Origin of the sequence: Sulfurospirillum cavolei, from assembly GCF_001548055.1 — a bacterium.
Taxonomy (GTDB): domain Bacteria; phylum Campylobacterota; class Campylobacteria; order Campylobacterales; family Sulfurospirillaceae; genus Sulfurospirillum.
In genome coordinates, this window is sequence record NZ_AP014724.1 from 1,401,560 (window position 1) to 1,428,268 (window position 26,709).

The 26,709-nt window shown below is 43.4% G+C and carries 27 protein-coding genes; 13 read left to right on the top strand and 14 right to left on the bottom strand.

The window, feature by feature from the left end; genetic code table 11:
* Nucleotides 1-5: 5 nt before the first annotated feature.
* The 4 genes from UCH003_RS07040 to UCH003_RS07055 form a co-directional block, all read right to left on the bottom strand.
* On the bottom strand, nucleotides 6-1,163 hold the full coding sequence (locus UCH003_RS07040; protein ID WP_039674427.1) for a hydrogenase small subunit: 1,158 nt from the start codon (nucleotides 1,161-1,163) through the stop codon (nucleotides 6-8).
* A 237-nt stretch (nucleotides 1,164-1,400) separates the two neighbouring features.
* A complete protein-coding gene (locus UCH003_RS07045; protein ID WP_060825960.1) occupies nucleotides 1,401-2,744 on the bottom strand; it encodes a nickel-dependent hydrogenase large subunit in 1,344 nt (447 codons plus the stop codon).
* Nucleotides 2,731-3,627, bottom strand: a complete 897-nt coding sequence (locus UCH003_RS07050; protein ID WP_060825961.1) for a hypothetical protein — start codon at nucleotides 3,625-3,627, stop codon at nucleotides 2,731-2,733. Before UCH003_RS07050 ends, UCH003_RS07045 begins: the two co-directional genes overlap by 14 nt.
* Nucleotides 3,624-4,220: a TetR/AcrR family transcriptional regulator gene (locus UCH003_RS07055; RefSeq protein ID WP_173636956.1), complete on the bottom strand. Its 597-nt coding sequence runs from the start codon at nucleotides 4,218-4,220 to the stop codon at nucleotides 3,624-3,626. The genes UCH003_RS07050 and UCH003_RS07055 overlap by 4 nt, the downstream gene beginning before the upstream one ends.
* A gap of 105 nt (nucleotides 4,221-4,325) precedes the next feature.
* Here UCH003_RS07055 and UCH003_RS07060 point away from each other — a divergent pair, with 105 nt between their 5' ends.
* Nucleotides 4,326-4,715 (top strand): TerB family tellurite resistance protein, encoded by a 390-nt coding sequence (locus tag UCH003_RS07060; protein ID WP_231563837.1) that lies wholly within the window; start codon nucleotides 4,326-4,328, stop codon nucleotides 4,713-4,715.
* Nucleotides 4,716-4,742: 27 nt separating this feature from the next.
* Here the strand turns inward: UCH003_RS07060 and UCH003_RS07065 are convergent, their stop codons facing one another.
* Complete coding sequence (locus UCH003_RS07065) at nucleotides 4,743-6,002, bottom strand: glucose-6-phosphate isomerase (protein ID WP_060825962.1); 1,260 nt, start codon at nucleotides 6,000-6,002, stop codon at nucleotides 4,743-4,745.
* 117 nt (nucleotides 6,003-6,119) lie between these two features.
* Between UCH003_RS07065 and UCH003_RS07070 the strand changes: the two genes are divergently transcribed.
* From UCH003_RS07070 to UCH003_RS13640, 6 genes are all read left to right on the top strand, one after another.
* Entirely contained in the window at nucleotides 6,120-7,835 is a 1,716-nt protein-coding gene (locus UCH003_RS07070) for a YgiQ family radical SAM protein (protein ID WP_060825963.1), read from the top strand.
* Between the two features lie 23 nt (nucleotides 7,836-7,858).
* On the top strand, nucleotides 7,859-8,170 hold the full coding sequence (locus tag UCH003_RS07075) for an MTH1187 family thiamine-binding protein (RefSeq protein WP_060825964.1): 312 nt from the start codon (nucleotides 7,859-7,861) through the stop codon (nucleotides 8,168-8,170).
* A 53-nt stretch (nucleotides 8,171-8,223) separates the two neighbouring features.
* On the top strand, nucleotides 8,224-8,751 hold the full coding sequence (locus UCH003_RS07080) for a hypothetical protein (protein ID WP_060825965.1): 528 nt from the start codon (nucleotides 8,224-8,226) through the stop codon (nucleotides 8,749-8,751).
* Nucleotides 8,752-8,863: 112 nt separating this feature from the next.
* Complete coding sequence (locus UCH003_RS07085; protein WP_060825966.1) at nucleotides 8,864-9,691, top strand: PhnD/SsuA/transferrin family substrate-binding protein; 828 nt, start codon at nucleotides 8,864-8,866, stop codon at nucleotides 9,689-9,691.
* A 6-nt stretch (nucleotides 9,692-9,697) separates the two neighbouring features.
* Nucleotides 9,698-12,139, top strand: coding sequence for an EAL domain-containing protein (locus tag UCH003_RS07090; protein ID WP_060825967.1), 2,442 nt, complete (start codon nucleotides 9,698-9,700; stop codon nucleotides 12,137-12,139).
* Nucleotides 12,140-12,355: 216 nt separating this feature from the next.
* Nucleotides 12,356-12,553: a hypothetical protein gene (locus UCH003_RS13640; protein ID WP_144440991.1), complete on the top strand. Its 198-nt coding sequence runs from the start codon at nucleotides 12,356-12,358 to the stop codon at nucleotides 12,551-12,553.
* A 56-nt stretch (nucleotides 12,554-12,609) separates the two neighbouring features.
* Here the strand turns inward: UCH003_RS13640 and UCH003_RS07100 are convergent, their stop codons facing one another.
* Entirely contained in the window at nucleotides 12,610-13,674 is a 1,065-nt protein-coding gene (locus UCH003_RS07100; RefSeq protein ID WP_060825969.1) for a hypothetical protein, read from the bottom strand.
* A gap of 259 nt (nucleotides 13,675-13,933) precedes the next feature.
* Nucleotides 13,934-14,659: a flagellar type III secretion system pore protein FliP gene (fliP, locus tag UCH003_RS07105; protein WP_041961916.1), complete on the bottom strand. Its 726-nt coding sequence runs from the start codon at nucleotides 14,657-14,659 to the stop codon at nucleotides 13,934-13,936.
* A gap of 128 nt (nucleotides 14,660-14,787) precedes the next feature.
* Here fliP and glmU point away from each other — a divergent pair, with 128 nt between their 5' ends.
* From glmU to truA, 6 genes are read left to right on the top strand one after another with little or no spacing between them, the layout of a single operon-like run.
* Nucleotides 14,788-16,089, top strand: coding sequence for a bifunctional UDP-N-acetylglucosamine diphosphorylase/glucosamine-1-phosphate N-acetyltransferase GlmU (glmU, locus tag UCH003_RS07110; RefSeq protein ID WP_060825970.1), 1,302 nt, complete (start codon nucleotides 14,788-14,790; stop codon nucleotides 16,087-16,089).
* Nucleotides 16,082-17,293 carry a bifunctional phosphopantothenoylcysteine decarboxylase/phosphopantothenate--cysteine ligase CoaBC gene (gene coaBC, locus UCH003_RS07115; RefSeq protein WP_060825971.1) on the top strand — a complete coding sequence of 404 codons (1,212 nt, stop codon included), beginning with the start codon at nucleotides 16,082-16,084 and terminating at the stop codon, nucleotides 17,291-17,293. The genes glmU and coaBC overlap by 8 nt, the downstream gene beginning before the upstream one ends.
* Entirely contained in the window at nucleotides 17,290-18,009 is a 720-nt protein-coding gene (locus tag UCH003_RS07120) for a hypothetical protein (RefSeq protein ID WP_060825972.1), read from the top strand. Before coaBC ends, UCH003_RS07120 begins: the two co-directional genes overlap by 4 nt.
* 6 nt (nucleotides 18,010-18,015) lie before the next feature.
* Entirely contained in the window at nucleotides 18,016-18,744 is a 729-nt protein-coding gene (locus tag UCH003_RS07125) for a prepilin peptidase (RefSeq protein WP_060825973.1), read from the top strand.
* Nucleotides 18,737-19,765 (top strand): LptF/LptG family permease, encoded by a 1,029-nt coding sequence (locus UCH003_RS07130; protein ID WP_060825974.1) that lies wholly within the window; start codon nucleotides 18,737-18,739, stop codon nucleotides 19,763-19,765. The genes UCH003_RS07125 and UCH003_RS07130 overlap by 8 nt, the downstream gene beginning before the upstream one ends.
* Nucleotides 19,766-19,771: 6 nt before the next feature.
* Complete coding sequence (gene truA, locus UCH003_RS07135) at nucleotides 19,772-20,503, top strand: tRNA pseudouridine(38-40) synthase TruA (RefSeq protein ID WP_060825975.1); 732 nt, start codon at nucleotides 19,772-19,774, stop codon at nucleotides 20,501-20,503.
* A gap of 15 nt (nucleotides 20,504-20,518) precedes the next feature.
* On the opposite strand, the gene UCH003_RS07140 is transcribed toward truA, so the two are convergent.
* Genes UCH003_RS07140 through UCH003_RS07170 form a run of 7 tightly spaced genes read right to left on the bottom strand, consistent with a single transcriptional unit; the run spans nucleotide 20,519 to nucleotide 26,662 of the window.
* On the bottom strand, nucleotides 20,519-21,745 hold the full coding sequence (locus UCH003_RS07140) for an amidohydrolase family protein (RefSeq protein ID WP_060825976.1): 1,227 nt from the start codon (nucleotides 21,743-21,745) through the stop codon (nucleotides 20,519-20,521).
* Nucleotides 21,735-22,826, bottom strand: coding sequence for a glycoside hydrolase family 3 N-terminal domain-containing protein (locus UCH003_RS07145; RefSeq protein ID WP_060825977.1), 1,092 nt, complete (start codon nucleotides 22,824-22,826; stop codon nucleotides 21,735-21,737). The genes UCH003_RS07140 and UCH003_RS07145 overlap by 11 nt, the downstream gene beginning before the upstream one ends.
* Nucleotides 22,826-23,713 (bottom strand): NAD(P)H-dependent glycerol-3-phosphate dehydrogenase, encoded by an 888-nt coding sequence (locus UCH003_RS07150; RefSeq protein ID WP_060825978.1) that lies wholly within the window; start codon nucleotides 23,711-23,713, stop codon nucleotides 22,826-22,828. Before UCH003_RS07150 ends, UCH003_RS07145 begins: the two co-directional genes overlap by 1 nt.
* 14 nt (nucleotides 23,714-23,727) lie before the next feature.
* Entirely contained in the window at nucleotides 23,728-25,155 is a 1,428-nt protein-coding gene (gene gatB, locus UCH003_RS07155) for an Asp-tRNA(Asn)/Glu-tRNA(Gln) amidotransferase subunit GatB (protein ID WP_060825979.1), read from the bottom strand.
* 17 nt (nucleotides 25,156-25,172) lie between these two features.
* Nucleotides 25,173-25,730 (bottom strand): thiamine phosphate synthase, encoded by a 558-nt coding sequence (locus tag UCH003_RS07160; protein ID WP_060825980.1) that lies wholly within the window; start codon nucleotides 25,728-25,730, stop codon nucleotides 25,173-25,175.
* Nucleotides 25,705-25,998 (bottom strand): hypothetical protein, encoded by a 294-nt coding sequence (locus UCH003_RS07165; protein WP_039674408.1) that lies wholly within the window; start codon nucleotides 25,996-25,998, stop codon nucleotides 25,705-25,707. The genes UCH003_RS07160 and UCH003_RS07165 overlap by 26 nt, the downstream gene beginning before the upstream one ends.
* On the bottom strand, nucleotides 25,985-26,662 hold the full coding sequence (locus tag UCH003_RS07170) for a F0F1 ATP synthase subunit A (RefSeq protein ID WP_039674407.1): 678 nt from the start codon (nucleotides 26,660-26,662) through the stop codon (nucleotides 25,985-25,987). Before UCH003_RS07170 ends, UCH003_RS07165 begins: the two co-directional genes overlap by 14 nt.
* Between the last annotated feature and the right edge of the window lie 47 nt (nucleotides 26,663-26,709).

Consider the following 26,709-nt stretch of genomic DNA (forward strand, 5'->3'; position numbering starts at 1 on the left):
TTCTCTTATTCTTCAGTTTTTCCACTGCCCTTAACCGCAGCAATCGCCGCGTGAGCCGCAATACCGACCGCCGTAACCGTTAGAAGCGCAACACCGACTTTATCGGCTGTTTTATCGGCACCCTCACCGTAAACGGTATGGTAAAGTCTATCGCCCAAAGGCTCTTCAAACGGTCCCATATTATCCCAAAAACCCGGTTCGGAGCATCCGATACAACCGTGTCCCGCTTGTACCGGCCATGAAGTGTGTTGATTAAAGCGTTCGCGTGAGCAGTTATTAAACGTATAAGGACCTTTACAGCCGACTTTATAGAGACAAAAACCTTTTTTAGCACCCGCATCGCCGAATTCTTGTACGAATTCGCCCGCATCGAAGTGTCCGCGTCTTTCGCAAAGATCGTGAATTCTAAGGCCGTATGCCCATTTTGGACGATTGTACGCATCCAATGCCGGAAGCGTACCGAAAAGAATGTAATGCAATACGTTACCGACGATATTTTTCTCGCTTGGAGGACAACCCGGAACGTTGATGACCGGTTTATTCGTGATTTTACTCAAAGGTTGTGCATTCGTTGGGTTTGGATATGCCGCTTGGATACCGCCGAAACTTGAACATGTACCGATCGCAAAAATAGCTGCTGCCGCATCGGCCGCTTTTTTTGCACTGGCTTGACCCGTTTGTCCGTGTGGTCCGACCGTTAAGAAAAACTCGCTGCTTCCCGCCGGAATACCGCCTTCAACCATCAAAATAAATTTGCCTTTATATTTCTCGATCGCACTTTCCAAATTGTGCTCTGCTTGCCAACCACAGGCGACCATTAACGTCTCGTGGTATTCCAAAGAGATATGATCGAAAATAAGACTATCGATCGTAGGGGCGTCGGTTCTAAGTAAGCTCTCAGAACAACCGGTACACTCTGCCATATGCAACCATACCACCGGTAAACGGTCGGTCAATTCGGCAGCTTGCGCCATAAGAGGTGTAAATTCGGACGGTAAAGAAAGCATTGCCGTGACTCCGGCTGCCCACTTCATAAAATCCCTACGGCTAATACCGTGTTCTTCCATGAGTGCCGCAATTGATTTCTCTTCCTTAATACGGGGGAACTTCTCAAGATCGTTCAATCTTTGAGAAAGCCTTTCGTACAGTTTTGCGTGTTCCATCAGTTTCTCCTGTGTAAATTTTCCAAGATCAATGTAGACTCCTCATTCAGGCAGGTTAAAAATTATTACCTGAATGATTATTCATTTAGTATTAAATCAAAAATTATTTCACAATATGTTAGATACGCATAATCTTTAGCTTATTTTCAGTCAATAGGGTAAAAATGTAACAAAAAAAGGAGATAAAAAGTGTATAGTATTAAAAATGCATAAATTGTCACACTGAATAATCGTGCGTTATTGGGTCGTACACACCGAACAAACATCAAAACTCTTGACGATAAAGTCTGCTTTGGTCAACGAATCTAGACCGACAAGAGCTTTTTGAACGACCGATAAATTATCGCGTTCGCCGTTGCCGAGATTCCAAACGGTCGGCGTAATAATATCGTAACGCTCAATCACGCCGTGGTTCACGCTGATTGCGTGAATCAAACTGCCTCTGGGTGCTTCAACCACGCCGATACCTTCTGCGCTCAGCTCATGGACGTTACGTTTTGGCGGTATTAAAGAAGCTTCACGAATATCCAAGTTTTCCAGCAATCGCTTCGTTTGAACCAACAAATGTGCACATTCGACGACGCGTGCCATCACGCGCGTTAATGCCGCGTCTTTAAAACGGCGATGAAAATCGCGAATCAATCCCTCCTTAGCTACCATCATCCGCGCCAAAGGACCGACTTCAAAAAAACTCTTTTTATACGTCGCGGTTTTAGAATAGGTATAGCCTTGCGTAGGATCTTCAAAAAAAGTATGCGCGAGGCTTTCGGACACGTATTTGATATCGGCCGGTAAAACGGTCGTTTTAGCCGATTTGAGCGCGCCTTCGTACAAAAACGAATCTCCCAGTGCCAAAAAGCGATCGTGACTACGCCCGAGACGGTCAAATGCATGACGAATCATCGTATCGATTCCCCATGAAAGCGCGGAAGGGCTTGCCATAACTTGCACGGCGGAATCAAATCCCGTAAACTCTTCCAATGAAAATCCCAAAAGCGTCTCTTCACAAAATGCGATGACTTTTTCTAAAATACCGCGGGCATTCAAAACGTCCAAACTCACAGGATCGCATGTCACGCCTCCGGGTGCGACGAAAGAGCCGTGCGGCCATTGCCCCGAAAAGATTGCACCCATTTTCAACGTTTCGGTAACGGCGTTTTGCGCTAAGAACCAACGCGGTTTTTTAAAAGCGTCGCCTCGATACGAAGGATTGTCAATTTTTTCCAATTCGGGAAGAACGGAGAAAAAATACCATTTGATATGATTGTGAATTTTTTCGGCATTCAGTGCAATTTCGCGTATATCGCGCGCTTTTTTGTTTAAAGTAATCGTCTCTTGAGCATGTTCGAAGCACGATTCAATCGCACGAACGCATGCCAGTGCATGCGAATGCGAACAAATACCGCAAACCCGCGGCGTAAAGGCAAGCGCATCGTACAAAGGTCGTTTGCGTAAAATCTCTTCAATGCCGCGATAATTGAAAAACTTCAGCTTCGCAAATGCGATTTTTTCGTCTTCCCATTCTACCTCTAAAGCGGCTTCGCCTTCGATTCGTTCTATGATTTCTTTAGTGATCTTCATCGATAAGTTTCTTTTCCAATCGTTCGATTTTAAAACTTTTGGCAACGCCTGCTAGCGTATAATAGGCACGTTTGCCGATACCGTAAGGCGTTTGCGGTAAAGACATATTTTTGTGTGTTTCGTACAGTGCACGTCGCGGAAAATCAAACTCCGTGCAACCAAGACACGGCGATCCTGCTCTGGTTTTCGAACTAATATCGTTCCAGAGTATTTTATTGCAATTGGCATGCGTATTAGGTCCCAAGCAACCGTGCTCGTAAAACATGCATCCCTCTTTTTCGCCCAATTGTTTGCAATCGACTTTCCATTCGAAATATTCGTTGCGTAAACATCCGTGATGCGCCAAATAGGCAAAGATCTCTTTCGGGCGCAAAAATTCGTCCAAAAGAACCGTTTTCCTCTCCCGCAACGCCATCATCGTTTCCGCAATCCAACGCGGGTGTGCGGGACAACCGGGAATATTCACGACGTTGGATTTTTCGTCCCAATACCCGCCTTTTTCTTTAGCATTAAAGAGCGCGCCGCTGATGCGCCGAGGATCGCGTAAACGAAACATACCGCCGAAACTTGCACAGCTTCCCACGCACACGATAAAACGCGCTTTGTTCGCGAGCGGTTCCAAAATTTCGGGAAACGAACGCCCAAAACGCTGTAGATAACGCGCTTCTTTCGTAAACGCACCCTCAACGATCAGAAAGTCAAACGCTTCGGGTTTGTCTAAAAGCGATTCTAAGGTGTGTGCCGTAAATAACAAAGGATGGTAGAGCATTTCAAAAGAGGCGGCAAAAAGTGCCATGTTCGAATAATTCAAAAAAGAGTGGCTATTACCGTTACATGTAATGCCTTGAATCCAAATAACCGTTGATTTTGTATTCGCTTTCACGGTTGCTTTAAGGCATTGTAGATGTTCAATGCAATATCGTCGATATAACAATTGATATTTTTATCTAAAACGCCCTCTCCGTTTAAAAAGACGAAACCGCCCAAGTAGCCCATAAAAAGACCGAAAGCCGAAAAGAAGTCTTGATTGCGAAGTTCGCCGCACGCAACGCCTTCCTCGAAAAAAATCATCAACTCCGTGACAAACGCCGATACGCAGAGCATTCCTTCGCACCCGTCTTTAAAAACTTCTCTGTTGGCAATATAAACGCGTAAAAAGTAGTTGATGTGTTGCGGTTTGGAAGACGCCATCTCAAAATAGAGCGAAACGATCTTACGAATCTTTTCTTGGACGCTGCATGTCTCTTCGTTGACACGTCTGATTTCCGCACCTAAAATATCCGAAGAGTATTTAATAATCTCTTTGGCCAAGATCTCTTTAGAAGAAAAATAATTGTATATATTTCCGACGCTCATATCGATTGCTTTCGCAATATCGGGGATTGTCGTCGAATAGAAACCTCGACTAGCAAAAAGCATCAAGGCGGCTTCTAAAATTTTTTCGCTTTTTTTACTTTTTTTATCCACGATACCCATCCTTCAAAATACGCTTCGTTTATTCTAACATATTATTAATCTTTATTTAAAATTTTTGACTATAATTTTGCTATTTCTTACCAAAAGGAGTCCAATGTGTTACTGATGAAATTACGTGCCGAAGAGAAATTTGCTTTTTTACAACTGGCGCAATACGTCGCAAAACTTGACGGCGAATACGGACTAAAAGAGAGAGAAGTCGTAGAAGAATACTGCACGGAAATGGGAATTGAAAACGTTGAAATAGAGTTAAACGCCTTTGATTTGGACGCGATCTTAAACCTGTTTTTATCGCCTAAAAATCAAAAAATCGCTATGTTGGCATTATTGGTTTTAGTGCATATCGACGATCGCTACGGCATCAACGAACATAAAGTCATCTCAAAAATCGCGCAAACGTTTCATATCGACGATAAGACCTTACACCTTTTTTCAATGTGGGGGAAAATGGGATCTGCATTGTACGAGCAAGCGCTCAGTTTTGTGGAAAAATAGTGTCGGGAGAGCTTCCCGACACGGTATTTAACGTATTTTTTTAAGACGTTTTTCCTCGATCAATTTACCTTTTAAGATACGCTTTCCGTCTTCGACGCCGGGTTGGTCGTAAGCGTTAACATCCATCATTTGACCGACGATCGAAGTTAAAAGCTCGTAATAGAAAATCAATTTTCCCATATTCTCTTCGTCGATATGTTGCATCGTAATCGTATCGACGGGAATATCTTTTTTATCGAGCAACGCTTCAATCGTAGAATCGGCTTGCATGTTAATCAAATCGCAAAAAGCAATACCGTTCATCAAATCCAAATCTTCAAGCTCTTTGAGGGTAATGGACGGAATCTTAATCTTATCGTCAAAATTTTCGACTTTTAAAACCGTGACACTTTTATCGCGAAGTCCTTCGACGATGAGCTGTAAAAAGGAGTGTTGATCCTTAGGTCCGATCAAACCGACCGGCGTTAAACCGACGTTAAAACTGCTATTACGTTGTTTTTTTCCTAAACTCTCGCCCCACAATTGCACGTACCAATCCGTAAAATAGTCCAAACTCTCCGAATAGGCAAATAAAGTATTGATATTATAATTCATCGAATTTTTGGCGTAATAGGTCGCTTTTTTCAACAAGGTCTCTTTGATGTATCCGTCTTCGAAGAAACTTTGCTTAATGGCTTTAGCACCGTCAAGCAAACGTTGAACGTCTACGCCCGCCAATAAAAGCGGAGCTAAACCCGCCGCGGAAAGTACGGAATAACGTCCTCCGACATTGACCGGAATATGTAAAACAAACGCTTTAAGCGATTTGGCGTGTGCTTCGAGTTTGGAACCGACGTCGGTTACGAACGTAAAGCGGTAATCCAAGCTAATTTCTTTGGCTTTCAGTAAGGAAAGGACGTATTTGTATACGGAAATGGTTTCGATCGTGCTTCCGGACTTGCTAATAACAAAAAAGTGCGTGTTTTTGATGTCGAGTTTATTTAAGGTCGAACGAATCGATGCGGGATCGGTACTTTCGAAAAAATGCAAGCGTTTATCGAAATCGCGAATTCCTTGTAAGACTCTAAAAATAGCTTTAGGACCCAAAGAACTTCCGCCGATACCGATAATAGCAATGTCTTTAATCGCATTGTCGTCGTTTTTGGAGCGGAACTCTTCCAAGTACGCTTCAAGATAACTAATATCTTGCTCCGGCAATGCATAATAGCCGATATTTTTTTGTTCTTCGACGATTTTTTCAAAGATGCCTTCTTCGACTTTTATATTGAAATAAAGCGAGTTTTTCAAACGAATCCTCCATAAAAATAAGTAGAGCGATATTACTACGATGCATCTTAAAAAAAGCCAAACGCAATAGGAAATTCGTTATAGTTCGATACAGTATTTCAAGCCCTGAGGAGCCCTATGTTTTTACCCACGACTTTTGATGAAATAAAGCAACGCGGATGGGATCGTTGCGACGTGATTCTCGTCACTTCCGATGCCTATATCGATAGCCCTTATATGGGCGTTTCCGTAGTCGGTCGCGTTTTGGAAAAAGCAGGGTACAAAGTCGGTATTATCGCTCAACCGGACATCAAAAGTGCTGCCGACATCACGCGACTGGGAGAGCCGAGACTTTTTTGGGGCGTGAGCGGCGGAAGCGTGGACTCAATGGTCTCTAACTATACCGCGACGAAGAAATTTAGAAACTCCGACGATTATACGCCCGGCGGCATCAATAACAAACGACCTGACCGCGCGAGTCTTGTTTACGTTAATCTCATTCGACAACACTTTAAAAACACCGTACCGATTATGCTCGGCGGTATTGAAGCGAGCTTGAGACGGGTCAGTCACTACGATTTTTGGTCGAACACCGTTCGAAAACCCATTTTATTCGACGCCAAAGCCGATTATCTGCTTTACGGTATGAGTGATCTTAGCGTCGTCGAGTTTGCCGATGCCCTAAAACAAGGCATTTCACCCTTACATGTAAGAGGACTTTGTTACATCGCGAAAGAGCCGAAAACCGAGTATCTTCAACTCCCCAGCCACGAGGAAGTCATCAACGATAAACTCAAATTTATGGATATGTTTGATCTCTTTTACCACAATAACGATCCGATTTCCGCCAAAGGTTTATGCCAAAAAGTCGATACGCGCTATTGGATTCAAAATCCACCCGCTCGTTACCTCACGACCGCACAAATGGATGAAGTCAGCGCGCTTCCTTTTATGCGCGACGCACACCCGTATTACAAAAAACAAGGGCATATCAAAGCGTTGGAGACCATCAAATTTTCCATTAACACGCATCAAGGCTGTTACGGCGAATGCAGTTTTTGTGCCATCAGCGTCCATCAAGGAAGAACCATTCGAAGCCGCTCGGAAGCGTCTATTCTCAAAGAAGCCAAACTGTTTACTACGTATAAGGATTTTAAAGGCATTATCTCCGATTTAGGAGGACCGACGGCTAACATGTACGGGTATGAGTGTTCTAAAAAGCTCTCCAAAGGCACCTGTGAAGACAAAAGCTGTATGTTTCCCAAGCTCTGCCCTGCTCTCAAACCGACCCATAAAAAACAAATCGATCTTTTACGCAAAGTGCGAGCACTTTCTGGTATTAAAAAAGCGTTTGTGGCTTCAGGCATTCGCTACGATCTGATCAGCGAAGATAAAGCATACGGTTACGAATACCTCAAAGAGATCGTCGAACACCATTTAAGCGGACAGATGAAAATCGCGCCCGAGCATATCGATGACGAGATTTTAGCACTGATGGGAAAACCCGGCAAAGACTCCTTGGTCACGTTCAAAGCACTTTTCGACAAACTAACCAAAGAATCGGGGAAAAAGCAATTTTTAACCTACTACCTGATTGCCGCACATCCGGGATGTGAAGAACGGCATATGCACTCTTTGAAAAATTTTGCTTCTAACGTACTCAAAATCAATCCCGAACAAGCACAAATTTTTACGCCGACGCCTTCGACGTATGCGACTTTGATGTATTATACGGGCTTGCATCCGATCACTCGAAAACCGATTTTCGTCGAAAAAGAGATGCACAAAAAAGAGCGACAAAAAGAGATTGTCGTCGCCAAAGAGAAAAAATATCATAGCGGATTTGACAGCTAAAAATCGACATGTAAGGATTTTTGATGAGCGTATTATTGGAAATGAGTATGTTCCCGCTGGAAGGAAGCGGTTCAAAGAGCGCGTTTGTCGCAAAGATTATCGATCAAATCGATCAAAGCGGTTTTGCCTATAAACTCACGCCGATGAGTACGGTCGTGGAAACGTCTACGATGCAAGAAGCCTTGTCGCTTGTCGAGCAAGCGTACGAATGTCTGGAAGAATGCGAACGCGTGTACGCGTGCTTAAAATTTGATATTCGCAAAAATCGCAAAGACGGTATGCATCAAAAAATCGCTTCCGTTCAAAAAAAATTAAACCGACCCGTCAACGCCTAAAGTAAACTCTATTTACGTCGATTTGGTTGTACCATAGTCAAAGGGGCATTGCTATGCAATCACAATCGATCAATACTAATAATTACAGTTACAACAGTCTTGGATTTTCACTCCAAACCAGTAGCGGCGACGTCATCGATCTTAACATGTACGACGAGCGTTCCGCTTCGATTTCACACGAACAAAGCGGCGGTACGCAAAATACGATGCTCTCGCTTTCACATGCTTACGGTTACAATTTTCACTACGAAGGCGACGGAATCGACGAAAACGATCAAAAAGAGATCGATGCGGCGATGAAGCTCATTCAACCGCAAATCGACGAGTACCTTTCCAACGTGCAACAAAGCTCTGAAACAGTCACGCTCGCATCCGCTATCAATACCGCTTACGAAGTCAATCAAACTTTGCCGAGTGCCAAAGATCAAAATACGCAAAATTATACTAATAATTCTTTGTTAAAAATGATCGATCAGATGATGGAGCAAGCGGATAAGCAAAACGAAAAGGTGCTAGAGGGAGCACAAAAGCTTTTTGAAAGCGTCCTCAAACAACAAAAAGGCTTTGAGCTTTACGTCTAAGCTTCGCTTTTTTGGATGCATATTTCGCTGAGTGTATCGCCTAACATTGCATTGACATTCTCTCGCTATTTTTTATATAATTCGCGATAGTGTGACAAAAAGGTGATATTTAGTGTTTAATTTTAAGTTTGTTTCGATTGTTTTTTTAAGTATAGCTTCTGCGCTTTTTGCCCAAGAAATAGAAAGTCTCAAAATAGGAATCGCACCGCACTCCTCCGCTCGTATTATCTATGACGTACATCGCGATCTTAAAACGTTTTTAGAACATTATTTCAATCGACCCGTACAAATTTTAAGCGCAAAAACGTTTAGCGATTTTGCCGATACTTGCGATCAAGGCGATACTTACGATTTGATTATTACCTCACCGAATTTAGCTTATTTGGCGCAACACCAAGCGCATTACGTACCTTTAATGACCTACACCAAAGGCTTGGAGACGATTATTTTAAGCAAAACGTCTTCTTCGCTTAAAGATCATCCCGAAAACATCAAAATTGCAGGACAAGACCCCGTCTCCTATGCAACGCTCTGCGGCGAAGAGTGGCTAGAACAACAAGGTTACGTTCCGGGCAAAAATTTAATTTACAGTTATTACATCAGTGCTTCAGACAGTTTAGCAACGCTGTTGCTCAAAAACCAAGTCGATCTCATCATCATTTCATTACCCAATTATTTAAAACTGGATCAAGAATTGCAAAATCAACTTTTCGTCGTCTACCATAGTGCTCCCAAACCGGGTCGTATCTTTTTAGCCAAGGACTCAAAGGGGATTACGATCGAAGAGTGGCGCAATGCGTTGGTCGCTTTTTCCCAAAGCCAAGAAGGTGCACGGCATCTTAAGGCTACGAAATTGGAGGGCTTTGAAATGCTTGAACCTCATGCATTAGATACCCTTAGCACGATAGCCCAAAAAACCTCTTCGCGATTAACGCATTAACAATCGATGAAGCTCTCTCTTGCATGGAAATGGCTTATTGCCGCCTTACTCATCGAAAGCGTGATGCTTTCTATCCTTGTTTACCGTAACGTTGAACAATTAAGCGACAATTTATTACGACAAACCGACCAACGGCTTCAAGCCGAAAAAGTCCTTTTACAAAGTGCATTGATCGCCCCGTTCGTTCAAAACGACTATGCAACCATTCAAGCGATTTTAGAAGAGTCGTACCAAAAGCTTAATATGCTCTATTTGGTTGCGCTTGATCTCCAACATACGCCTATCGCAAGTGTCGGAGCGGTCGACTTAAATGCTCTTCAAACGCTTCGAAATACACCGCTAAATGCACAAAGCGTTCAAGAACCCACGTATGATACTTCCGTCGATCTGATGATTTCCGATCAAAAAATCGGCTCGCTTCGCGTCGGAATTTCTACGGAGTTCTACCAAACGGAACGTCGTTCGATGATGATCAAAAGTATCGCCATCGCCTTGGTCGAATTGCTTTTATCCGCCTTAATTCTCAATTTACTTGCCCGTTGGATCAATCAAAACCTCATCAAACTTACCCAGAGCGCGCAAGCGATAGCCGAAGGCAATTACTCCAAGCGCGTTGAATTGAGCCGTGACAAGGAAATCTCAAAGCTCGCAACCGCGTTTAATGCGATGGCGCAGAGTATTCAAGAACGTATTGCGACGCTAGAACAACTTCATATGAAAGAGCAATCTTTAAGCAAGCAATTAGAGTACAACGCTTATTACGACGTTTTAACCCATCTTCCCAATCGCGTTTTACTTGCCGATCGATTGCATCAAGCACTTCTCAAAGCCGACCAAAGCGGCCAGTTAGTCGGCGTTATTTATCTGGATCTTGACGGTTTTAAATCCGTAAACGATACCTACGGTCACTTTACGGGAGATCAACTTTTGGTCGTCGTCGCGCAAAAGATGCAACATGTGATGCACGAAAACGATACGATCGCACGAATCGGAGGCGACGAATTTGTCATTGTCCTTCAAAGTATCGACGAAGCGTATGCGTGCCAGATAGTTTTGGAACGCTTGCTCAAAACCCTATCCGCACCCGTACTTTTAGGCGATATAAAACTTTCGATCTCATGCAGCATCGGCGTAACGCTCTATCCTATGGATAACCATGACGCGGAACAACTAATACGCCATGCCGATCAAGCGATGTATATCGCCAAGCAATCCGGTAAAAACCGGTATCACTTTTTTGACTTCAACGAAAGCAGGCTCTTAAAAGCCATGAACGACGATCTAAGCGCAATTGCGCAAGGATTAAAACGTGAAGAGTTTGTGCTTTATTACCAACCCAAAGTCAACATGCAAACGGGTGCTATCGTCGGCGTCGAAGCCTTAATTCGTTGGGAACACCCCCAAAAAGGTCTTTTGTTACCGATGAGCTTTATCCCGCTGATCGAGCACCATCCGCTCATCGTAAAACTCGGAGAATGGGTTATTAGCCAAGTATTATGGCAACTCAGGGAATGGAATAGCCAAGGGCTTTTTCTTCCCGTTAGCATCAATATCAGCGCGTATCAACTTCAAGAAGAGACGTTTTTGGAGCGTTTAAAAATTTTATGGGAAGATTACGCGGATATTTTACCCGATCAGTTGGAAATCGAAATATTGGAAACCAGCGCACTCGAAGAGATTGAGCGCGTTTCACGCATTATTCACGAATGTGCCGCTATGGGAATTCACTTTGCGCTGGACGATTTTGGAACGGGCTATTCCACGTTAATGCACCTTAAAAAATTGCCCGCAAAAATTTTGAAAATGGATAAAAGCTTCATCGCCGATATGGTTGCTAATCCGGAAGACCTGACTATCGTAGAGGGCGTGATCGGATTGGCAAAATCGTTTCATAAAAACATTATCGCCGAAGGGGTCGAAAGTGTCGAGCACGGTATCTTTTTATTGCTACAAGGATGTCAATACGCCCAAGGATACGGTATTGCACGACCGATGAACGCCGATCAACTCGTCCAATGGATCGCCGATCCCCAATCCATGAAAGACAATTTACGCATATGGCGACGTTACGGCTACGACTCTGAGGCTCTACCTTGGCTTTACGCGCTTTGCGAGCACAATGCATGGATCAACGATTTAAAAAATTTCATCGACAATATCAAACCGACACCGCCTGAAATCAGTGCCGATTTATGCTACTTCGGAAAATGGCTGCACGAAAAGCCTTTCCATGTGTACCGCGAAAAAGCATGGTTTCGCAAATTTGAAACCCTGCATAAGCATCTCCATCGCCTCGCGAAAGAACTCTTAGACTCTCGAATGTGTGAATCAAACGAGTCGCTTCACGCACGAATGGAAGCGATAGAAACGCTGCATCAAGAGATGGTAAAATCGATTTTTCTACACATTCGTCAAGAGATTAAGCGAACCCTACCTAAGGCTTCTTAACACCATATTTTTAAGCCGGCTTCTTGAAAATCTTTTTGCAAGAGATAAAAGCACCGAAGGTACGTGGGCACTCTGCCGAAGAGAACCCTTCTCATCAATGGGGTATATGAAGCTAAGCGTGATGGACTGATAAAGATTCTCTCATCCCTTCCTATTAGCTATAAATGGCAACTGGAAAGTTCAGAACTAAATGAACGCTATGCAAAGGTGGAGGGAGTGCTCAGTGTCAGTGTTGGGGAATTGTTACGTCAATCTTCAGGTCTGGGTATTTGTGAACTCAAAGAGCTTAAAGGCACAGGAGGACTTCACTTTATGATGGCACGAGCAGAAACCAGAGCACTCAAATGCTCCATTGAAGTACTCTTTGGCAGTGTCATCAACTACTATGTAAAGCATTATTTGCAAGCAGCATAGAAAATATTATAGGGTCATAAATTGACCCTATTTTTGATTTATAATGATGATAGCCATTAATTAGGATACCAGTCAAAACCTTGAAAATACGTTGGATACCCAGTCTGACCAAAAAACATATCCGATCCATAGTATAAAGCAGCAGGGTTCTGAATCAAACATCCATTTTCATCAACAGGTGGAGCACCAAGCATTTGAAATGGGCCAGATTGAAACATATCAGCACTAGGTCTTATACACTGAAAACCAATCGGATTTGGCTTACTGGTTTGAATTTCAGATGCTGCTGTAAAAGTGATTTGTTCAAATTTATCATTTTCGGAGATATCAGGAATGATATTGCTTGGCACTTTACACGATGAAATATCAAATACATTGCTACATTGTACTTTAAAACCAACTGTTAATGCGTGAGCGTTATCGTTTAAATTTTTATAACTGATTTCTAATGCTTGATACGACAGAGAAACTATCGTTGAGTGATTTCTTGTTTCAGCATTATGGAAAATAGCAATTTTAGACGAAGAAAGGGGATAATAATTAATGCCATAACCGATAAAGTTTTCATCTTTTGTAAATTCATAGTAAGTTCTACCAACATTGACACTTGCATCAATAACACCAAAATCACCTTGAAGTCTTTTAACTAACTCTGCGTAAGTTCTTTTAGTTGTTTCATCAGTAATTTCAAACAAGTTACCAATTTTTGTTCCATGTAAATCGGTTTGATTCGCACCAATTTCTGCATAGAGCGTATCTGTAAGTTTATAGCCGATCCCTAGGGTTAATCCATATTGATTGACTCTATCGTTTGAACCATCGTATCCATACATTTTTTCATTAAGATAGCTAAGTCCTGTTTTGATATACCATTGAGTATCTTCAGGGTTATACTTAAATACAGTACCAAATTTAGTATAATCAGATGTGTTTTCAAGCCGAATCTTAATTGTTTCAGTATCGTAATACAAACCTGCACCGTTTGAAGTATTGCCTCCATTAGCATCTGATTTCCTAGAATTTAGTTGATAGAGTGAAAAAAGTGTGTCATCTGCGAGAACAAAAGTATTTGAAACTAGTAATAGAGATAATAAACTTAGGTTAAAGGGCAAGAGTTTCATAAAAAATCCTCATTATTTTTATATGAAAATCATACAGTAATAATTTTAAAATTGCTAATATTTTGGAAGTAGATATTTGTGATTTTTTTAAAAGTTGACCTATTTTTGACTGATTATTTTCTGCTTATTTTAGCAGATTTTGTTGTTGTTCGATAATTTTTTATTATACTTACTCTTCTTTATAAAAATAATTTATTCTTATATTTATGGACAAATCATTCAACCTAAAAAATACTTCAAAAACACCATAAAAACGAACTTAATGAAAACTCTCAACCATTTTACCGACGAGTAAGTTCCAGCCGTCGACCAATACGAAAATCAGCAATTTAAACGGCAAAGAGATCATCGCCGGCGGCAGCATCATCATACCCATTGCCATTAACACCGAACTGACGACCATATCGATTACTAAAAACGGCAAATAGAGTAAAAAGCCGATTTCAAACGCCGTTTTCATTTCGCTGATCATAAAGGCGGAAACGGCGATCGTTAAAGGAATATCTTCGATATTTTTGGGGTTTTCCAATTGTCGAATACGAAAGAAAAGTGCCAAATCTTTTTCACGCGTATTGCGTACCATAAAGGCTTTAAACGGAGCGGCTCCTTTTTCAAACGCCTCTTGATAGCTCATTTTTTCTTCCAGATACGGCTTGATTCCGACATTATAAGACTCTTTGGCGACCGGCTCCATAATGAAAAACGTCAGCACCATCGCCAAAGAAACCAGTACCTGCGTCGGCGGAAGTTGTTGCGTTCCTAAAGCTTGACGTAAAAACGAAAAAACGATGGTCAAACGCAAGAAGCTCGTCATCATAAAAATTAACGACGGAGCTAAGACGAGAATCGTTAAGACTAAAACAAGATTGAGGCTTGTCACCAATTGTTGCGGAGAGTTGGGCGCGCTTAAAGAGAGATTGACGGTCGGAATCGTATCGGCGGCAAAGCTTGCACATCCTAATATCAAGATTAAAACGACTCGCATCACTGTTTTCAACGGCTATCCTCATAAAATAATGCATCATTCTAGTCGGTTTTGCGTTAAAAAGCATTTAATTTTTAAACAACTTTTCGTTAAAATAACCTTTATTTCATCTTCTTAGGAACATCCGTATGAATATTTCGATCGCTATTATGGCGGCAGGTCTCGGTACCCGCATGAAATCCGCTCTTCCCAAAGTTCTCCATACGATTAGCGGTTTTGAGATGCTTTACCATTCTATCAAAGAGGCACAAAAAATCAGCGACGATATACATGTCGTTTTATACCATCAAGCCAATCGCGTTCAAGAGCAAATGAACGCCTATTTTCAGGGTATCCGTTACGTCATTCAAGATCACGAAAACTTTCCCGGTACGGGCGGAGCGATTATGGGCGTTACGCCAAAATACGATCGCTTGCTTGTTTTAAGCGGCGATATGCCGCTTTTGGAAGCAAGCGACATGCAACGTTTCTTAGAGATAGACGCCGATGTGGTCATGAGCAGTTTTTGCGCGAAAGAGCCTTTCGGATACGGCAGAGTCGTAATGAACGATTGTGCCGACGTCGAGAAGATCGTCGAAGAAAAGGACGCAAGCGACGAAGAAAAAAAGATTACTGCGGTCAATGCGGGTGTTTACCTCTTCAAATCCGCATTTTTACGCGAATATTTACCGCGTCTTGATAACCAAAACAAGCAAAAAGAGTATTATCTCACCGACTTAATCGCTTTTGCACACCGTGATCGAAAAGGCGTAAAAGCCCTCCTCGTCGATGAAGAGACCTACATGGGCGTCAATTCCAAATACCACCTTTCCAAAGCCGAAGAGATCATGCAACGACGTATCAAACGTCGCTTCATGGAGCAAGGCGTTATCATGCGATTACCCGAGACAATCTACATCGAAGCGGACGTCGAACTCAAAGGCGAATGTATCCTCGAAAACGGCGTAACGCTTTTAAAAGGTACTTCGTTAGAAAACGTCCACGTGAAAGCGCACAGCATCATCGAAAAAAGTACCTTGAAAAACTCCGATATCGGCCCGATGGCACGCATCCGTCCCGACTCTTTAATCGAGAATACGCATATCGGCAACTTCGTCGAAGTCAAAAAATCAACGCTCAAAGGGGTTAAAGCCGGACACTTAAGCTATCTCGGCGATGCGAGTATCGATGAGGGCACTAATATCGGTTGCGGTACGATTACATGTAATTACGACGGCAAGAAAAAATACCGAACGATGATCGGCAAAAACGTCTTCGTCGGAAGCGACACGCAACTGGTTGCGCCCGTCACGATCGAAGACGACGTCATCATCGCTTCGGGAACGACGGTCACGAAAAACATTCCCAAAGGCGCCCTTGCCATTAATCGCGAGCCCTTGAAGATCGTCGAGGGATTTTTTTACAAATTTTTCGGAAAAAAAGATGCGTAACACCTTACTTTCCGGCAAAAAAATTCTCGTCGGCGTCACGGGAAGCATCGCGATTTACAAAACGCTGGAGTTGATTCGTCTGCTGGTAAAAGCAAGCGGTGACGTAAAAGTCGTAATGAGCGAAGACGCCAAACGCTTTATCTCACCCCTCACCTTCGAGACGATCAGCCAAAACAAAGTCTTACATGTAGACACCGAAAGCTGGAGCGAAGAACTTAGCCATATTCATATCGGGAAGTGGGCGGATATGTTTATCATCGCGCCCGCCTCGGTTAATACGATCAATAAACTCTCCTGCGGTATTGCCGACAACCTCTTAACGCAAACGGCGATAGCGTTTACCAAACCGATCCTTTTAGCCCCGTCCGCCAATACCCATATGATGCTCAACCCTATCACGCAAGAGAGCTTAACGCGATTGCAAAACTTCGGATACGTGATCGTCGCGCCCGAATCCAAACTGCTTGCGTGCAACGATGAGGGCGTAGGTGCGCTAGCAAGCGTCGAAGAGATTTTCTACGCCGCCGCTAGAGTGCTTCTTAAAGAGCCGTTTTGGGAAGGGCGTGACGTCATTATCACGGGGGGAGGCACGCGCGAAAAAATCGACGACGTTCGATGCCTTAGCAACTTTTCCAGCGGCAAACAAGCCTTGGCATTAGCGACGGTTGCTTATCTTAAAGGCGCAAACGTTACACTGATTACCGGCGGTGAAGCACCCGAATTTAAAACGATCTCCACCTTACATGTCAGCAGTTCGAACGAGCTTCGTACGACCTTGGAGGCACACATGCGTTTATGTCAAAATGCCGAAAAAACGCCTTATCTTTTTATGACTGCCGCCATTAGCGATTACGTGCCCGAACACGTTCATCACGGAAAACTCAAAAAAGAGACTTTAGGCGAATCGTATTGCTTGGCATTAAAACGTAACGTCGACATCTTAAGCGAATTGGATAAAACCGGTTGGATCGTCGTCGGCTTTAAAGCGGAAACGGACGAAGAAAACGCTCTTCAAAACGCCCAAACGATGCTAGAGAAAAAAGGGCTAAGCGGCGTTTGTTTAAATATCGTCAAAGAGCAAAACCGTTTCGGTTCTAACCAAAACGAAGTGTATTTTATCGGCTTAGACGCTATCGTTCATTTACCGCTTCGAAGTAAATTCGAGATTGCCGAACAGATTATCACACTTTCTCAAACCTTATGATTTCTACGCTTCGAAAACTCTCCGGTCTTAGCTCGGACATCGCCAAAACATCTTCGTCAAGCGTTAATTTCAACGCCAATCTTCCGGTGACGATCGAAGTGCTCAAAAAAATCGACCCTTTGCGATACCGTCTTCGAGTCGGATGCAAAGAGCTGACGACCAAAAGTCAAAAAGAACTGATCGCGGGTAAAAAATATTGGGCGAATTTTTCCGAGGGAAAGGGCGGTATTTTGACGATTTCGCACCTCTACCCGCAACCTTCTCTTTTCGACGATGCGCTCTTTACGCCTTTGGAAATTGAGCTCTTTTGCAACGATGAAGGCTTTAACTCAACGCTTTTTAAAACTTTCTTACTCGATAATCTTGCACGCGAAGAGCAGGACAAAACGCTTTTTCAGACCTACGGTTATATGCTCTTAGCCCTCTCCAAATACGTCGTTCACCTCCCCTTGCTTTGGAGTGAACAAAAACATATGGTACAATTCTCCCTTTTTGATACGCACGACGTATCGTTTTATATGGCGTTGGAGCACTTAGGTCCCTTGCGCGGAACTTGGAGCAACCGTCAACTCGAACTTTGCGTCATGTACGAAAAGAGTCTTTACTATTTACAAAAAGAGCAAGCAAAATTGGGTATGATTACACAGATACGTTTGGAACGAGAGATCAAACCTCTGTTTGATTCCGCAGACGTCATTTTAGACATTAAAGGCTAATAGGGTATGTATTTTTTGGCGATAGGAATTTTTGGAGCGTGCATCGGCTCGTTTTTAAACGTCGTTATTTTGCGTTTGCCGAAAAACGAAAGCATCGCACTTCCCTCATCGCATTGTCCGCATTGTCTTCATCCGCTCAAATGGTATCACAATATTCCCTTGATTTCGTGGCTAGGACTTAAAGGGAAATGTGCTTTTTGCCGTACGCCTATTTCCAAACAATACCCGCTCGTCGAAGCAGCATGCGCACTGTGTTACCTGCTCGTTGCATGGCGCGTCTCTACGTGGCCGCAAGCCTTGCTTTTAGGAACGATTTTTTCTCTTTTACTTGCGCTCAGCATCATCGATATGCGCTATAAAGCCGTGCCCGACGCACTATCGCTTCCGGCACTGTTTCTTTCGTTTTTGTATCGATTGCCCTTTGAATCTCTTCAAAACGGATTGGTCTTCTTAGGAGCTTTTGCACTGCTTCGCTTAAGCGTCTCGGCGATTTCCGGCAAAGAGGCGATGGGTGAAGCCGACAGTATCATCGCCGGAATTATCGGAGCGATACTGGGGATAACGCTCGGATTTGCCGCTATTTACCTTGCCGCACTCATCGCTTTAGTCGCGTTTATGCTTCTGCGTCAAAAAGGCTATGAACTGCCTTTTATCCCATTTTTATCTTTGGGACTTTTGATTGCATGGATTTTCGATCATCCTATTTTAACGTTTATGGAACATTGGTATGAATAAAGCATCTTTTTATCTCTTGAAACACTTTTTAGAGCTTTTTAGCGCACTTTTTTTTATTCTGTTTTTTATCACCTCGATTGTTTTTTTCATTAAAATTACCGCCTTAACGGCCATCATTACGATGAATTTTTGGGAGCTCGGAACGCTTTATATCTACCTTTTGCCCAAAACGCTGGTTTATACGCTTCCGATTACGTTTTTCATTGCTTTGAGCATCTCTTTGTACAACCTCTCGAAAGAGAACGAAACGATTGTACTCTTTACGCTCGGCTACGATCCTAAAAAAATTACGCGTCTTTTTATGAGCCTAGCAACGGGACTTTCTGTGATTCTTTTGATAGATATTATGGTTCTCGTACCGATTTCAAAACAGCTTAACAGCAATTTTATCGAATATAAAAAAGCCGAAGCAAAATTTAATATCAAAGCCAATGAATTCGGACAAAAGTTTTCGGACTGGCTTGTCTACATTGAACACAGCGATAATGCCAAACAATACGAAGGCATTACGCTTTACCACAATCCCGAAAAACAAGAGGATAAAGAGCAATTGATTCTCGCTAATGCCGCTACGATCAATAATGAAAGCGGCATATTACGTTTACATCTTGATGCGGGCAAAGTCTTTGAATTTCAAAAAGACGGCATCGGTCAAACCGATTTTGAAACGATGTATATCAATAGTCAACCTAAAACGGCCGTCGGGGCGATACAAACGGTTAAGGAGTACTGGAACGACGTTTTCGTCAACTGGAAACGCGCTTACGATTTATCCTTTTTCCTCACCGTCGCCCTCTTCCCGATTGCCTCGACGATGATCGCAATGAGCATCGGCATCGTGACGTATCGTTACAATAAAGAGAGTATTTACATGGGTATCTTTTTGTGCCTTGCGTTTTATTTGACGCTTACGACGGTTTTTTCTTCAAAACTACCGCAATATGCGCCGCTAATTGTTTTTGCGATCACGATGATCGCTTCGTACGTACTCTATCAAAAACGTATTCGCCGTGTTTTTTAAATCGATATGCGTGTTAAAGTAACCCTCAGCTACGACGGGAGTGCCTTTAACGGCTTGCAAAAACAAGCCTTTGACGCCGACGTTAAAACCGTTGCAGGTACACTGGAGAAAGCCCTAAAGCGTCTTCATATCGACTCGACTCCCGTTGCAAGCGGGCGTACGGATACGGGCGTACACGCCTTAGCACAAGTCGTGCATTTTGACGTTCCGACACCTTGGAGCGACCTTACAAAATTGCGTCATTATTTGAACCGCTCTTTAATGCCTCATTGTTACGTCAAAAAGATTGAGCCGGTAGACGAATGCTTCAATGCCCGCTTCGACGCCAAAAAAAGGCTTTATCGCTATGTTATGTACGAAGGAACGTACCAGCCTTTTTTAAGTGCTTACGCTTTACATGTAAGCTCTCTTGACGTTGCAAAACTCGATACGCTTGCCAAGCTTTTTGAAGGAAAACACGCGTTCGGTTTTTTTAAAAAAACAGGAGGCGGAACGACGGGAGAAGAGCGTACTATTTTTAAAGCCGGAGCTTATCGTTATCAAAAAAAAATCATTCTTTACTTTTTAGGCGACGCTTTTTTACGATCTCAAATTCGTATGATGACCGATATGCTCTTAAAAGTCGAGAGCGGTTCTTTGTCGCCTGAAGATTTAATCGCACAGCGAGATAAACGCAAGAAGATCAGCTCAACGCTAGCTCCCGCCTGCGGGCTTTACCTCTCGCGTATTTATTATTAGAAGTTGTGTCGAAGCTTATTCGTTTTCAAACAAAAGTTTTCCGCCGACGATCACTTTGGCGACTCGACCGTATAACGTATCACCATAGTATAAAGAGTGTTTGTTCGTCACGGTATAGGTAGGGTTAGGATCAAACAAAACGACGTCCGCATCGCATCCTTCTTCAATTTTTCCTTTATGCTCTAAGCCTAAAATCATTGCCGGATTGCGTGCACACAACGTTTCAAGTGTTTGCAAATCGATCGTACCGTTTTTGACTAAAAACGTATACGCCAAAGTTAAAAATTCTTCAATCGATCCGATACCGAACTCCGCATCCTCAAACGCGACGTCTTTATACAAAATCGATTTAGGAGAGTGCGAAGAGGTAACGCAATCGATCATTCCCGCTTTCAAAGCATCGATTAGGGCAATTCTTTCGTCTTCTTCGCGCAAAGGAGGCATCAATTTAGCGTAAGTATTAAAACCGTCGCAGCTTGCATCGTTTTTGGACAGATGATGAATCGAAACTTCGGTAAAAAGAGAAGAAGGGCATGCTTTTTTATGCGCTTGGGCTATCTCCAAAGAACGCTTCGTCGAAAGCGATTTTAAAACGACGTTAGCACCGTAAAAAAGTGCCATTTCACAGACTTTCGCTACTTCGGCCGTTTCGGAAATCTTGGAAATTCCCGAAAGTCCTAGCGTCGAAGCGATACATCCGTCGTTCATCAATCCGTTATCGTCAAGATTCGGCTCGTAACACTGTACGAAAACCGGTTTGTCTTTCATCGTAGCGTATTGCATTCCGCGGCGAAGCAAGTTGGCATTACGGTGCGAATCGGCCAAAATCGCCGAAGCTCCGTTATTGAGCAACGTGGCAATATTGTGCAGTTGGTCTTCTTTTTGATCCGCCAAAGGAGCACTCATCACAATATTGACTTTAGCTTGATCAATTTTAAATTTTACCAACTCCAAAAGCGTCGCACTCTCCAAACGAGGCGTAAAATCCGACATCACCACCGCCGTCGTTACACCGCCTTTAAGACAACTTTGTGCGAGTTTGTCGATATGGTCTTGGTTGAGAATGCTATTGGAAAAACGTACGTTAAGATCGATCATTCCCGGAAGCAAAACCATACCGTTAGCCTCTAAAACCTCCTCATGCATAGGAGCGTTAAGGTTTTCGCCGATCGCAACGATCTTGTTGTCCTGAATCAACACGTCTTGTCTTTTTTCGTGAATTCGTGCGTTTTTAATAAGCATAGCTTCCTCGCTTGGATAGATTTTTTTTAAACGTCAAGATGCGTGCGTAAGATTGCTCGATGCTAGCTTGCGAAATTTCTCCGCTACGAACGGCATCTAATAGAATTTTTTGAACCGTAAAAGGCATACTGGCATTATCGGCAAAATAATTGGTAAAAACAAGAATATCGCCGCCGGCTTGTACGCTTCGGATAATGCGTTGTTTAAAATCGAGCGTATTAGGCAAAGAGTCGGTACGTAAATTATGCACAAAAACGACGCCTTTGAAGTGCATTTTATCGCGCAATAAGTTTTGAACGATCGTTTTGGAAAAAAGCGAAGGCTCTTTCGGATCTAAATCGTTAATCTTGGCATGCGACATCAAAACCGCGTCGATTTTATCGTAAGCAATGAGGTCGTAATAGGGTTTGAGTTGCTCAAATCGCCATGAAGCCGAAGCATCCGCGCGGCTTGAAAAATCATCCCATAAATTGGCTCCCGCATAGGGAAAATACTTAACGACAGGCGTCATACCGTTTCGATACATCGCATCGATAAATAAAAGGGCATACGTGGTAACGATCTCTTCGTAAGAAGCATAAGAACGCTCCGACTCTTTGGCATTACCGGCGATTTTACGTTGTAAATCGAGTACGGGAGCTAAATTGACGTTTACGCCGCCTTTTGCCATAGAAGAGCACATGGCGTCGTAAATCGAGGCGGTTTCGTTCACGTCTTTACTCGTTGCGATTTCATTGGCACCGTATGCGGGAGCAAAGCCTTTTTTGAGGGAAAAGAGATTTGCATCGCTTCCGTCATGTTCAACCGCAACGATCAAAGCCGCATCTGCCGGAGCTTGCGCTTTGAGATAATCGGTCAATTTTTTCAACTGGGCAACATTTTGGATATTTTTTTCCGTTAAAAAAACACCGCCTATTTTTTCGCGTTTAATATCTTTCGCGACTTGTTCAACCCACTTATCGCTCTCTTTCGTTCCGTCAAATCCGATCACGATCATTTGGGCAATCATCTCTTCCAACGACGTGCTTTTCGCACAGGCAAGACTCAGGCACAATGCCGTCAGTAAAAAAATTCGTTTCATCAATCCGCCAATAAATCTTTCACGCTTTGTTTGGGAGCCTTTCCCTTTAAGATCAAAGCAATTTCATGAGCAATGGGCGTATAAATAGCGTGTTTTGCAGAAAGCTCGAAAACGGCTTCAGAGGTATAAACACCCTCCGCCACTTCGCCTAATTCTTCCAAAATCGCGTCTAAAGCTTTGCCTTGCGCTAAAAAAAGACCGACGCGGTAATTACGCGAAAGCGTACTCGAAGCCGTTAAAAAAAGATCGCCCGCACCGCTAAGCCCCAAAAACGTCGCTTCTTTTGCACCGAAAAAATGACCGAAGCGTTGCATCTCGACCAAGCCTCTGGCAATTAAGCTCGCCCGTGCGTTATTGCCGAGTTTTAACCCGTCACAAATACCGCTAGCAATCGCCAAAACGTTTTTATAGGCACCGCAAACTTCCGCGCCGATGACGTCTTGCGAAATATAGGTTTTGATAAATGAAGGGAAAAATGCGCAAAACTCTTTGGCAAGGCTTTCATTGGACGCATTGACGACGACCGCCGTGGGGAGAGCTTGCATCACTTCTGAAGCAAACGAAGGACCGGAAAGAAATGCCAGATGGGTTTCGGGTACGTACTGTGCAAAAATTTCATTTAAAAATTTTCCGCTTCCTTGTTCGATTCCTTTTGCGGCAACCAAAATTTTTTGCCCCGAAAAGCGAAAATGCTCTTCCAACCAACTTCGCACGACTTGCGCCGGTAAAGCAAAAATGAGATAGTCGCTTTGAAGGGCTTCTTCAAGTCCTACAAAATTTTCAACGGATTTTGCGTGTCGCGACGTAATCTTACATGTAACATTGCGGGAAATAGCAAACTGAAGTGCTTGCCCCCATTTTCCCGCTCCAATGACCGCTATACTCACAAAAAACCTTTGCGTTAGTGAAGTCTGGCTTTTAAAAGCTCGTTGACTTTGGAAGGATTGGCCGTTCCTTTGCTCTCTTTCATCGCTTGTCCGACAAAAAAAGCAAAAAGCTTCTCTTTACCCGCTTTGTATTCGGCGACTTTATCGCCGTTTGCGGCAATAATCGCATCGATGATCGCTACCAGCGCGCCCTCATCGCTCATTTGTCGTAAGCCTAGCGTTTCAATCGCTTCATCAACACCGACGCGATTTTGCATTAAATAGTCCAAAACCTCTTTGGCGGCTTTACCGCTAATCGTAGCATCTTCGATACGTTTGACGAGCAATGCCAACGTCGCGGCATCAACCGGCGAAGTCATAATCGTCACGCCGTTTCCCAAACGACCTTGAAGCTCGACGCTTAGCCACGTCACGCTATTTTTCGGACTCGCACCGTGTTCAATCATCGTTTCAAAAAAGCGTGCCGTCTCGACACTTGCGGTAATCACGTTTGCATCGTACGCCTTGATGCCGTATTCCGTTACGAAACGATCTCTTTTCTCATCGGGTAATTCAGGGATTTGAATACACTCGGCTAACATATCTTCGGGAATCAGAACCGGTAATAAATCCGGATCGGGAAAATAGCGATACTCCGCACTGTCTTCTTTGGAACGCATACTGCGTGTTTCATTTTTATCGATGTCGAAAAGCCGTGTCTCTTGGACGACTTCTTGCTCGTATACGCCGTCTTCCCATGCCGCACTTTGACGCTCTACTTCGTAATCGATGGCTCTTTGGATGAATTTAAACGAGTTTAGGTTCTTAATCTCCGCTCTCGTATAAAGCTTCGTATCGCCTTTCGGGCGAATCGAGACGTTCGCGTCGCAACGAAAACTTCCCTCTTGCATATTCGCGTCGCTAATGTCGAGGTAACGCAAAATAGCATGAAGCTTTTTAAGGTATAAAACCGCCTCTTCGCTACTGCGCATATCCGGTTCGCTGACGATCTCTAACAGCGGTGTTCCGGCACGGTTAAGATCGACATGTGAGACGTTGCCGTGGTGAATATTTTTTCCCGCGTCTTCTTCGAGATGCGCGCGCGTAACCCCGATGCGTTTTTTCGTCCCGTCCTCAAAATCGATATATATCTCGCCTGCTTCGACGATAGGTATTTCAAACTGGCTGATTTGATACCCTTTGGGTAAATCGGGATAAAAATAGTTTTTACGGTTAAAAATAGATTTTCGATTGATCGTTGCGTTGATGGCCGTTCCAAGCGCAATGGCTTTTTTCACCGCCTCTTTATTTAAAACGGGCAAAGCTCCCGGAAGGCCTAAGCAGACCTCGCACACGTTAGTATTGGGTTCATCGCCGAAACTGGTCGGACAACTGCAAAAAATTTTGGTTTTCGTATTTAACTGAGCATGAACCTCAAGTCCTATAACAACTTCAAATTCCATTCATGAGCCTTTGCGGATTAATCTAAAAACAAGCGGATAGAAGCAATTCCGTACACCCCAAGTGCTTCACACGCCTTGACATGCGCAGGTTTGACGATACCTCCAAGCGCGAAACATTTGAGAGAGATTTTATCATTTATTTCTTTTAACTTCTCTAAACCTACGGGCGTTCCTTTGCCGGGGGATTCGAAGATGGGACTAAACGTCAACGCATCGGCACCGTTTTTTTGTGCCTCTTCCGCTTCGCGTAAGGTATGCGTACTGACCACGACAAAAAGTCCTAAAGCTTTAGCCTCTTCAACGACATGTAACGCATTTGAGGGCAAATGTACGCCCAAAACGCCTAAACGATGAGCCAAACGATAATCGCCATGGAGAAGGACGTTTGCATATAAATTTTGCGGAAGCAAAGCAAGAACCTCCGTAGCAAACACTGCATAATCGACAACATGTTTATCGCGCAAACAGATATAATCGACGTGGTGTTTTTGCGTAATGTCACGAAGTTTTTGCGCACAGATTTGCGCATCGGAAGTGTAATAAAGCGGATCAGTGATCAGATAGCGTTTGAGCATCGTTTGTGTCGATCCAGCGTTGCAATAAAGCCGTTTGCTTTTGCGCTTCCGAAAATTTGGCAATCTGCAAAGACGCCACTTCAAAAACAACCACAAAAAGTGCTCCGAAGAGAAAACAAAAAAGCCCGATCACGCAAGCGACGATCCATCCGAAAGGTAAGAAGAGTAAAAAGAAGTATGTCCCGCCGGCAATTGCAAGAGCCCAAGAGGCACCTTGCAAAAAGCTCAGCAGTTTTTCAAAACGCGAGAAATCTTTAGTGTTCTTCACTGATCAAGACCGCACCTGCAAGATAAACGTACGTTAAGATCATAAAAATAAACGTTTGCAAAAGTGCGGAAAACGTTAAAAGCGCATATGCGGGAAGCGGAGCAACCCAAGGGGCAAGCATTAAAACTACCGCCAAGAAAATATCTTCGCCTTTGATGTTACCGAAAAGTCGGAAGGAAAGGGAAATAATACGCGAAAAATGCGAAACGATTTCGATAGGAAACATTAACGGAGCCAAAAGTTTGACCGGTCCCATAAAATGTGCGAAATAGTGAACGACGCCGTTGACGCGGATACCTTCAAAATTATAATAAACAAAAACCATTAACGCCAATGCCAATGTCATGTTTAGACTGCTTGAAGGTGCTTCAAAACCGGGAACGATACCGATCATATTGGCAACAAAAACGACCAAACCGATGGTTGCTACAAGCGGTAAATATTTGCGAGATAACTCTTCTCCGATGACGTCTCTGCCCATAGAGATAACGCCTACAAGATATGCTTCCATAACGTTTTGTACGCCGCTTGGGACCAATTGCATCTTAGACGTTGCCATTTTGGCGAGTCCCAAGACGATCAATGCTACCAAAAGAATGTGGGATACGAAAAGAAAGTTATGGTCGTGACTGATTAAGCCTACAAAGGTAAAAATTTCACCCATTACACCGTTCCTTTAATTATTATTTGCGTGATTGTATCGATAAATCA

Coding starts and splice junctions, on each gene's coding strand:
- UCH003_RS07040 (WP_039674427.1), bottom strand. CDS start 1,163: ATGGAACACGCAAAACTGTACGAAAGGCTTTCTCAAAGATTGAACGAT.
- UCH003_RS07045 (WP_060825960.1), bottom strand. CDS start 2,744: ATGAAGATCACTAAAGAAATCATAGAACGAATCGAAGGCGAAGCCGCT.
- UCH003_RS07055 (WP_173636956.1), bottom strand. CDS start 4,220: ATGGGTATCGTGGATAAAAAAAGTAAAAAAAGCGAAAAAATTTTAGAA.
- UCH003_RS07060 (WP_231563837.1), top strand. CDS start 4,326: ATGAAATTACGTGCCGAAGAGAAATTTGCTTTTTTACAACTGGCGCAA.
- UCH003_RS07070 (WP_060825963.1), top strand. CDS start 6,120: ATGTTTTTACCCACGACTTTTGATGAAATAAAGCAACGCGGATGGGAT.
- UCH003_RS07075 (WP_060825964.1), top strand. CDS start 7,859: ATGAGCGTATTATTGGAAATGAGTATGTTCCCGCTGGAAGGAAGCGGT.
- UCH003_RS07080 (WP_060825965.1), top strand. CDS start 8,224: ATGCAATCACAATCGATCAATACTAATAATTACAGTTACAACAGTCTT.
- UCH003_RS07090 (WP_060825967.1), top strand. CDS start 9,698: ATGAAGCTCTCTCTTGCATGGAAATGGCTTATTGCCGCCTTACTCATC.
- UCH003_RS07100 (WP_060825969.1), bottom strand. CDS start 13,674: ATGAAACTCTTGCCCTTTAACCTAAGTTTATTATCTCTATTACTAGTT.
- fliP (WP_041961916.1), bottom strand. CDS start 14,659: ATGCGAGTCGTTTTAATCTTGATATTAGGATGTGCAAGCTTTGCCGCC.
- glmU (WP_060825970.1), top strand. CDS start 14,788: ATGAATATTTCGATCGCTATTATGGCGGCAGGTCTCGGTACCCGCATG.
- coaBC (WP_060825971.1), top strand. CDS start 16,082: ATGCGTAACACCTTACTTTCCGGCAAAAAAATTCTCGTCGGCGTCACG.
- UCH003_RS07120 (WP_060825972.1), top strand. CDS start 17,290: ATGATTTCTACGCTTCGAAAACTCTCCGGTCTTAGCTCGGACATCGCC.
- UCH003_RS07125 (WP_060825973.1), top strand. CDS start 18,016: ATGTATTTTTTGGCGATAGGAATTTTTGGAGCGTGCATCGGCTCGTTT.
- UCH003_RS07130 (WP_060825974.1), top strand. CDS start 18,737: ATGAATAAAGCATCTTTTTATCTCTTGAAACACTTTTTAGAGCTTTTT.
- truA (WP_060825975.1), top strand. CDS start 19,772: ATGCGTGTTAAAGTAACCCTCAGCTACGACGGGAGTGCCTTTAACGGC.
- UCH003_RS07140 (WP_060825976.1), bottom strand. CDS start 21,745: ATGCTTATTAAAAACGCACGAATTCACGAAAAAAGACAAGACGTGTTG.
- UCH003_RS07145 (WP_060825977.1), bottom strand. CDS start 22,826: ATGAAACGAATTTTTTTACTGACGGCATTGTGCCTGAGTCTTGCCTGT.
- gatB (WP_060825979.1), bottom strand. CDS start 25,155: ATGGAATTTGAAGTTGTTATAGGACTTGAGGTTCATGCTCAGTTAAAT.
- UCH003_RS07160 (WP_060825980.1), bottom strand. CDS start 25,730: ATGCTCAAACGCTATCTGATCACTGATCCGCTTTATTACACTTCCGAT.
- UCH003_RS07170 (WP_039674407.1), bottom strand. CDS start 26,662: ATGGGTGAAATTTTTACCTTTGTAGGCTTAATCAGTCACGACCATAAC.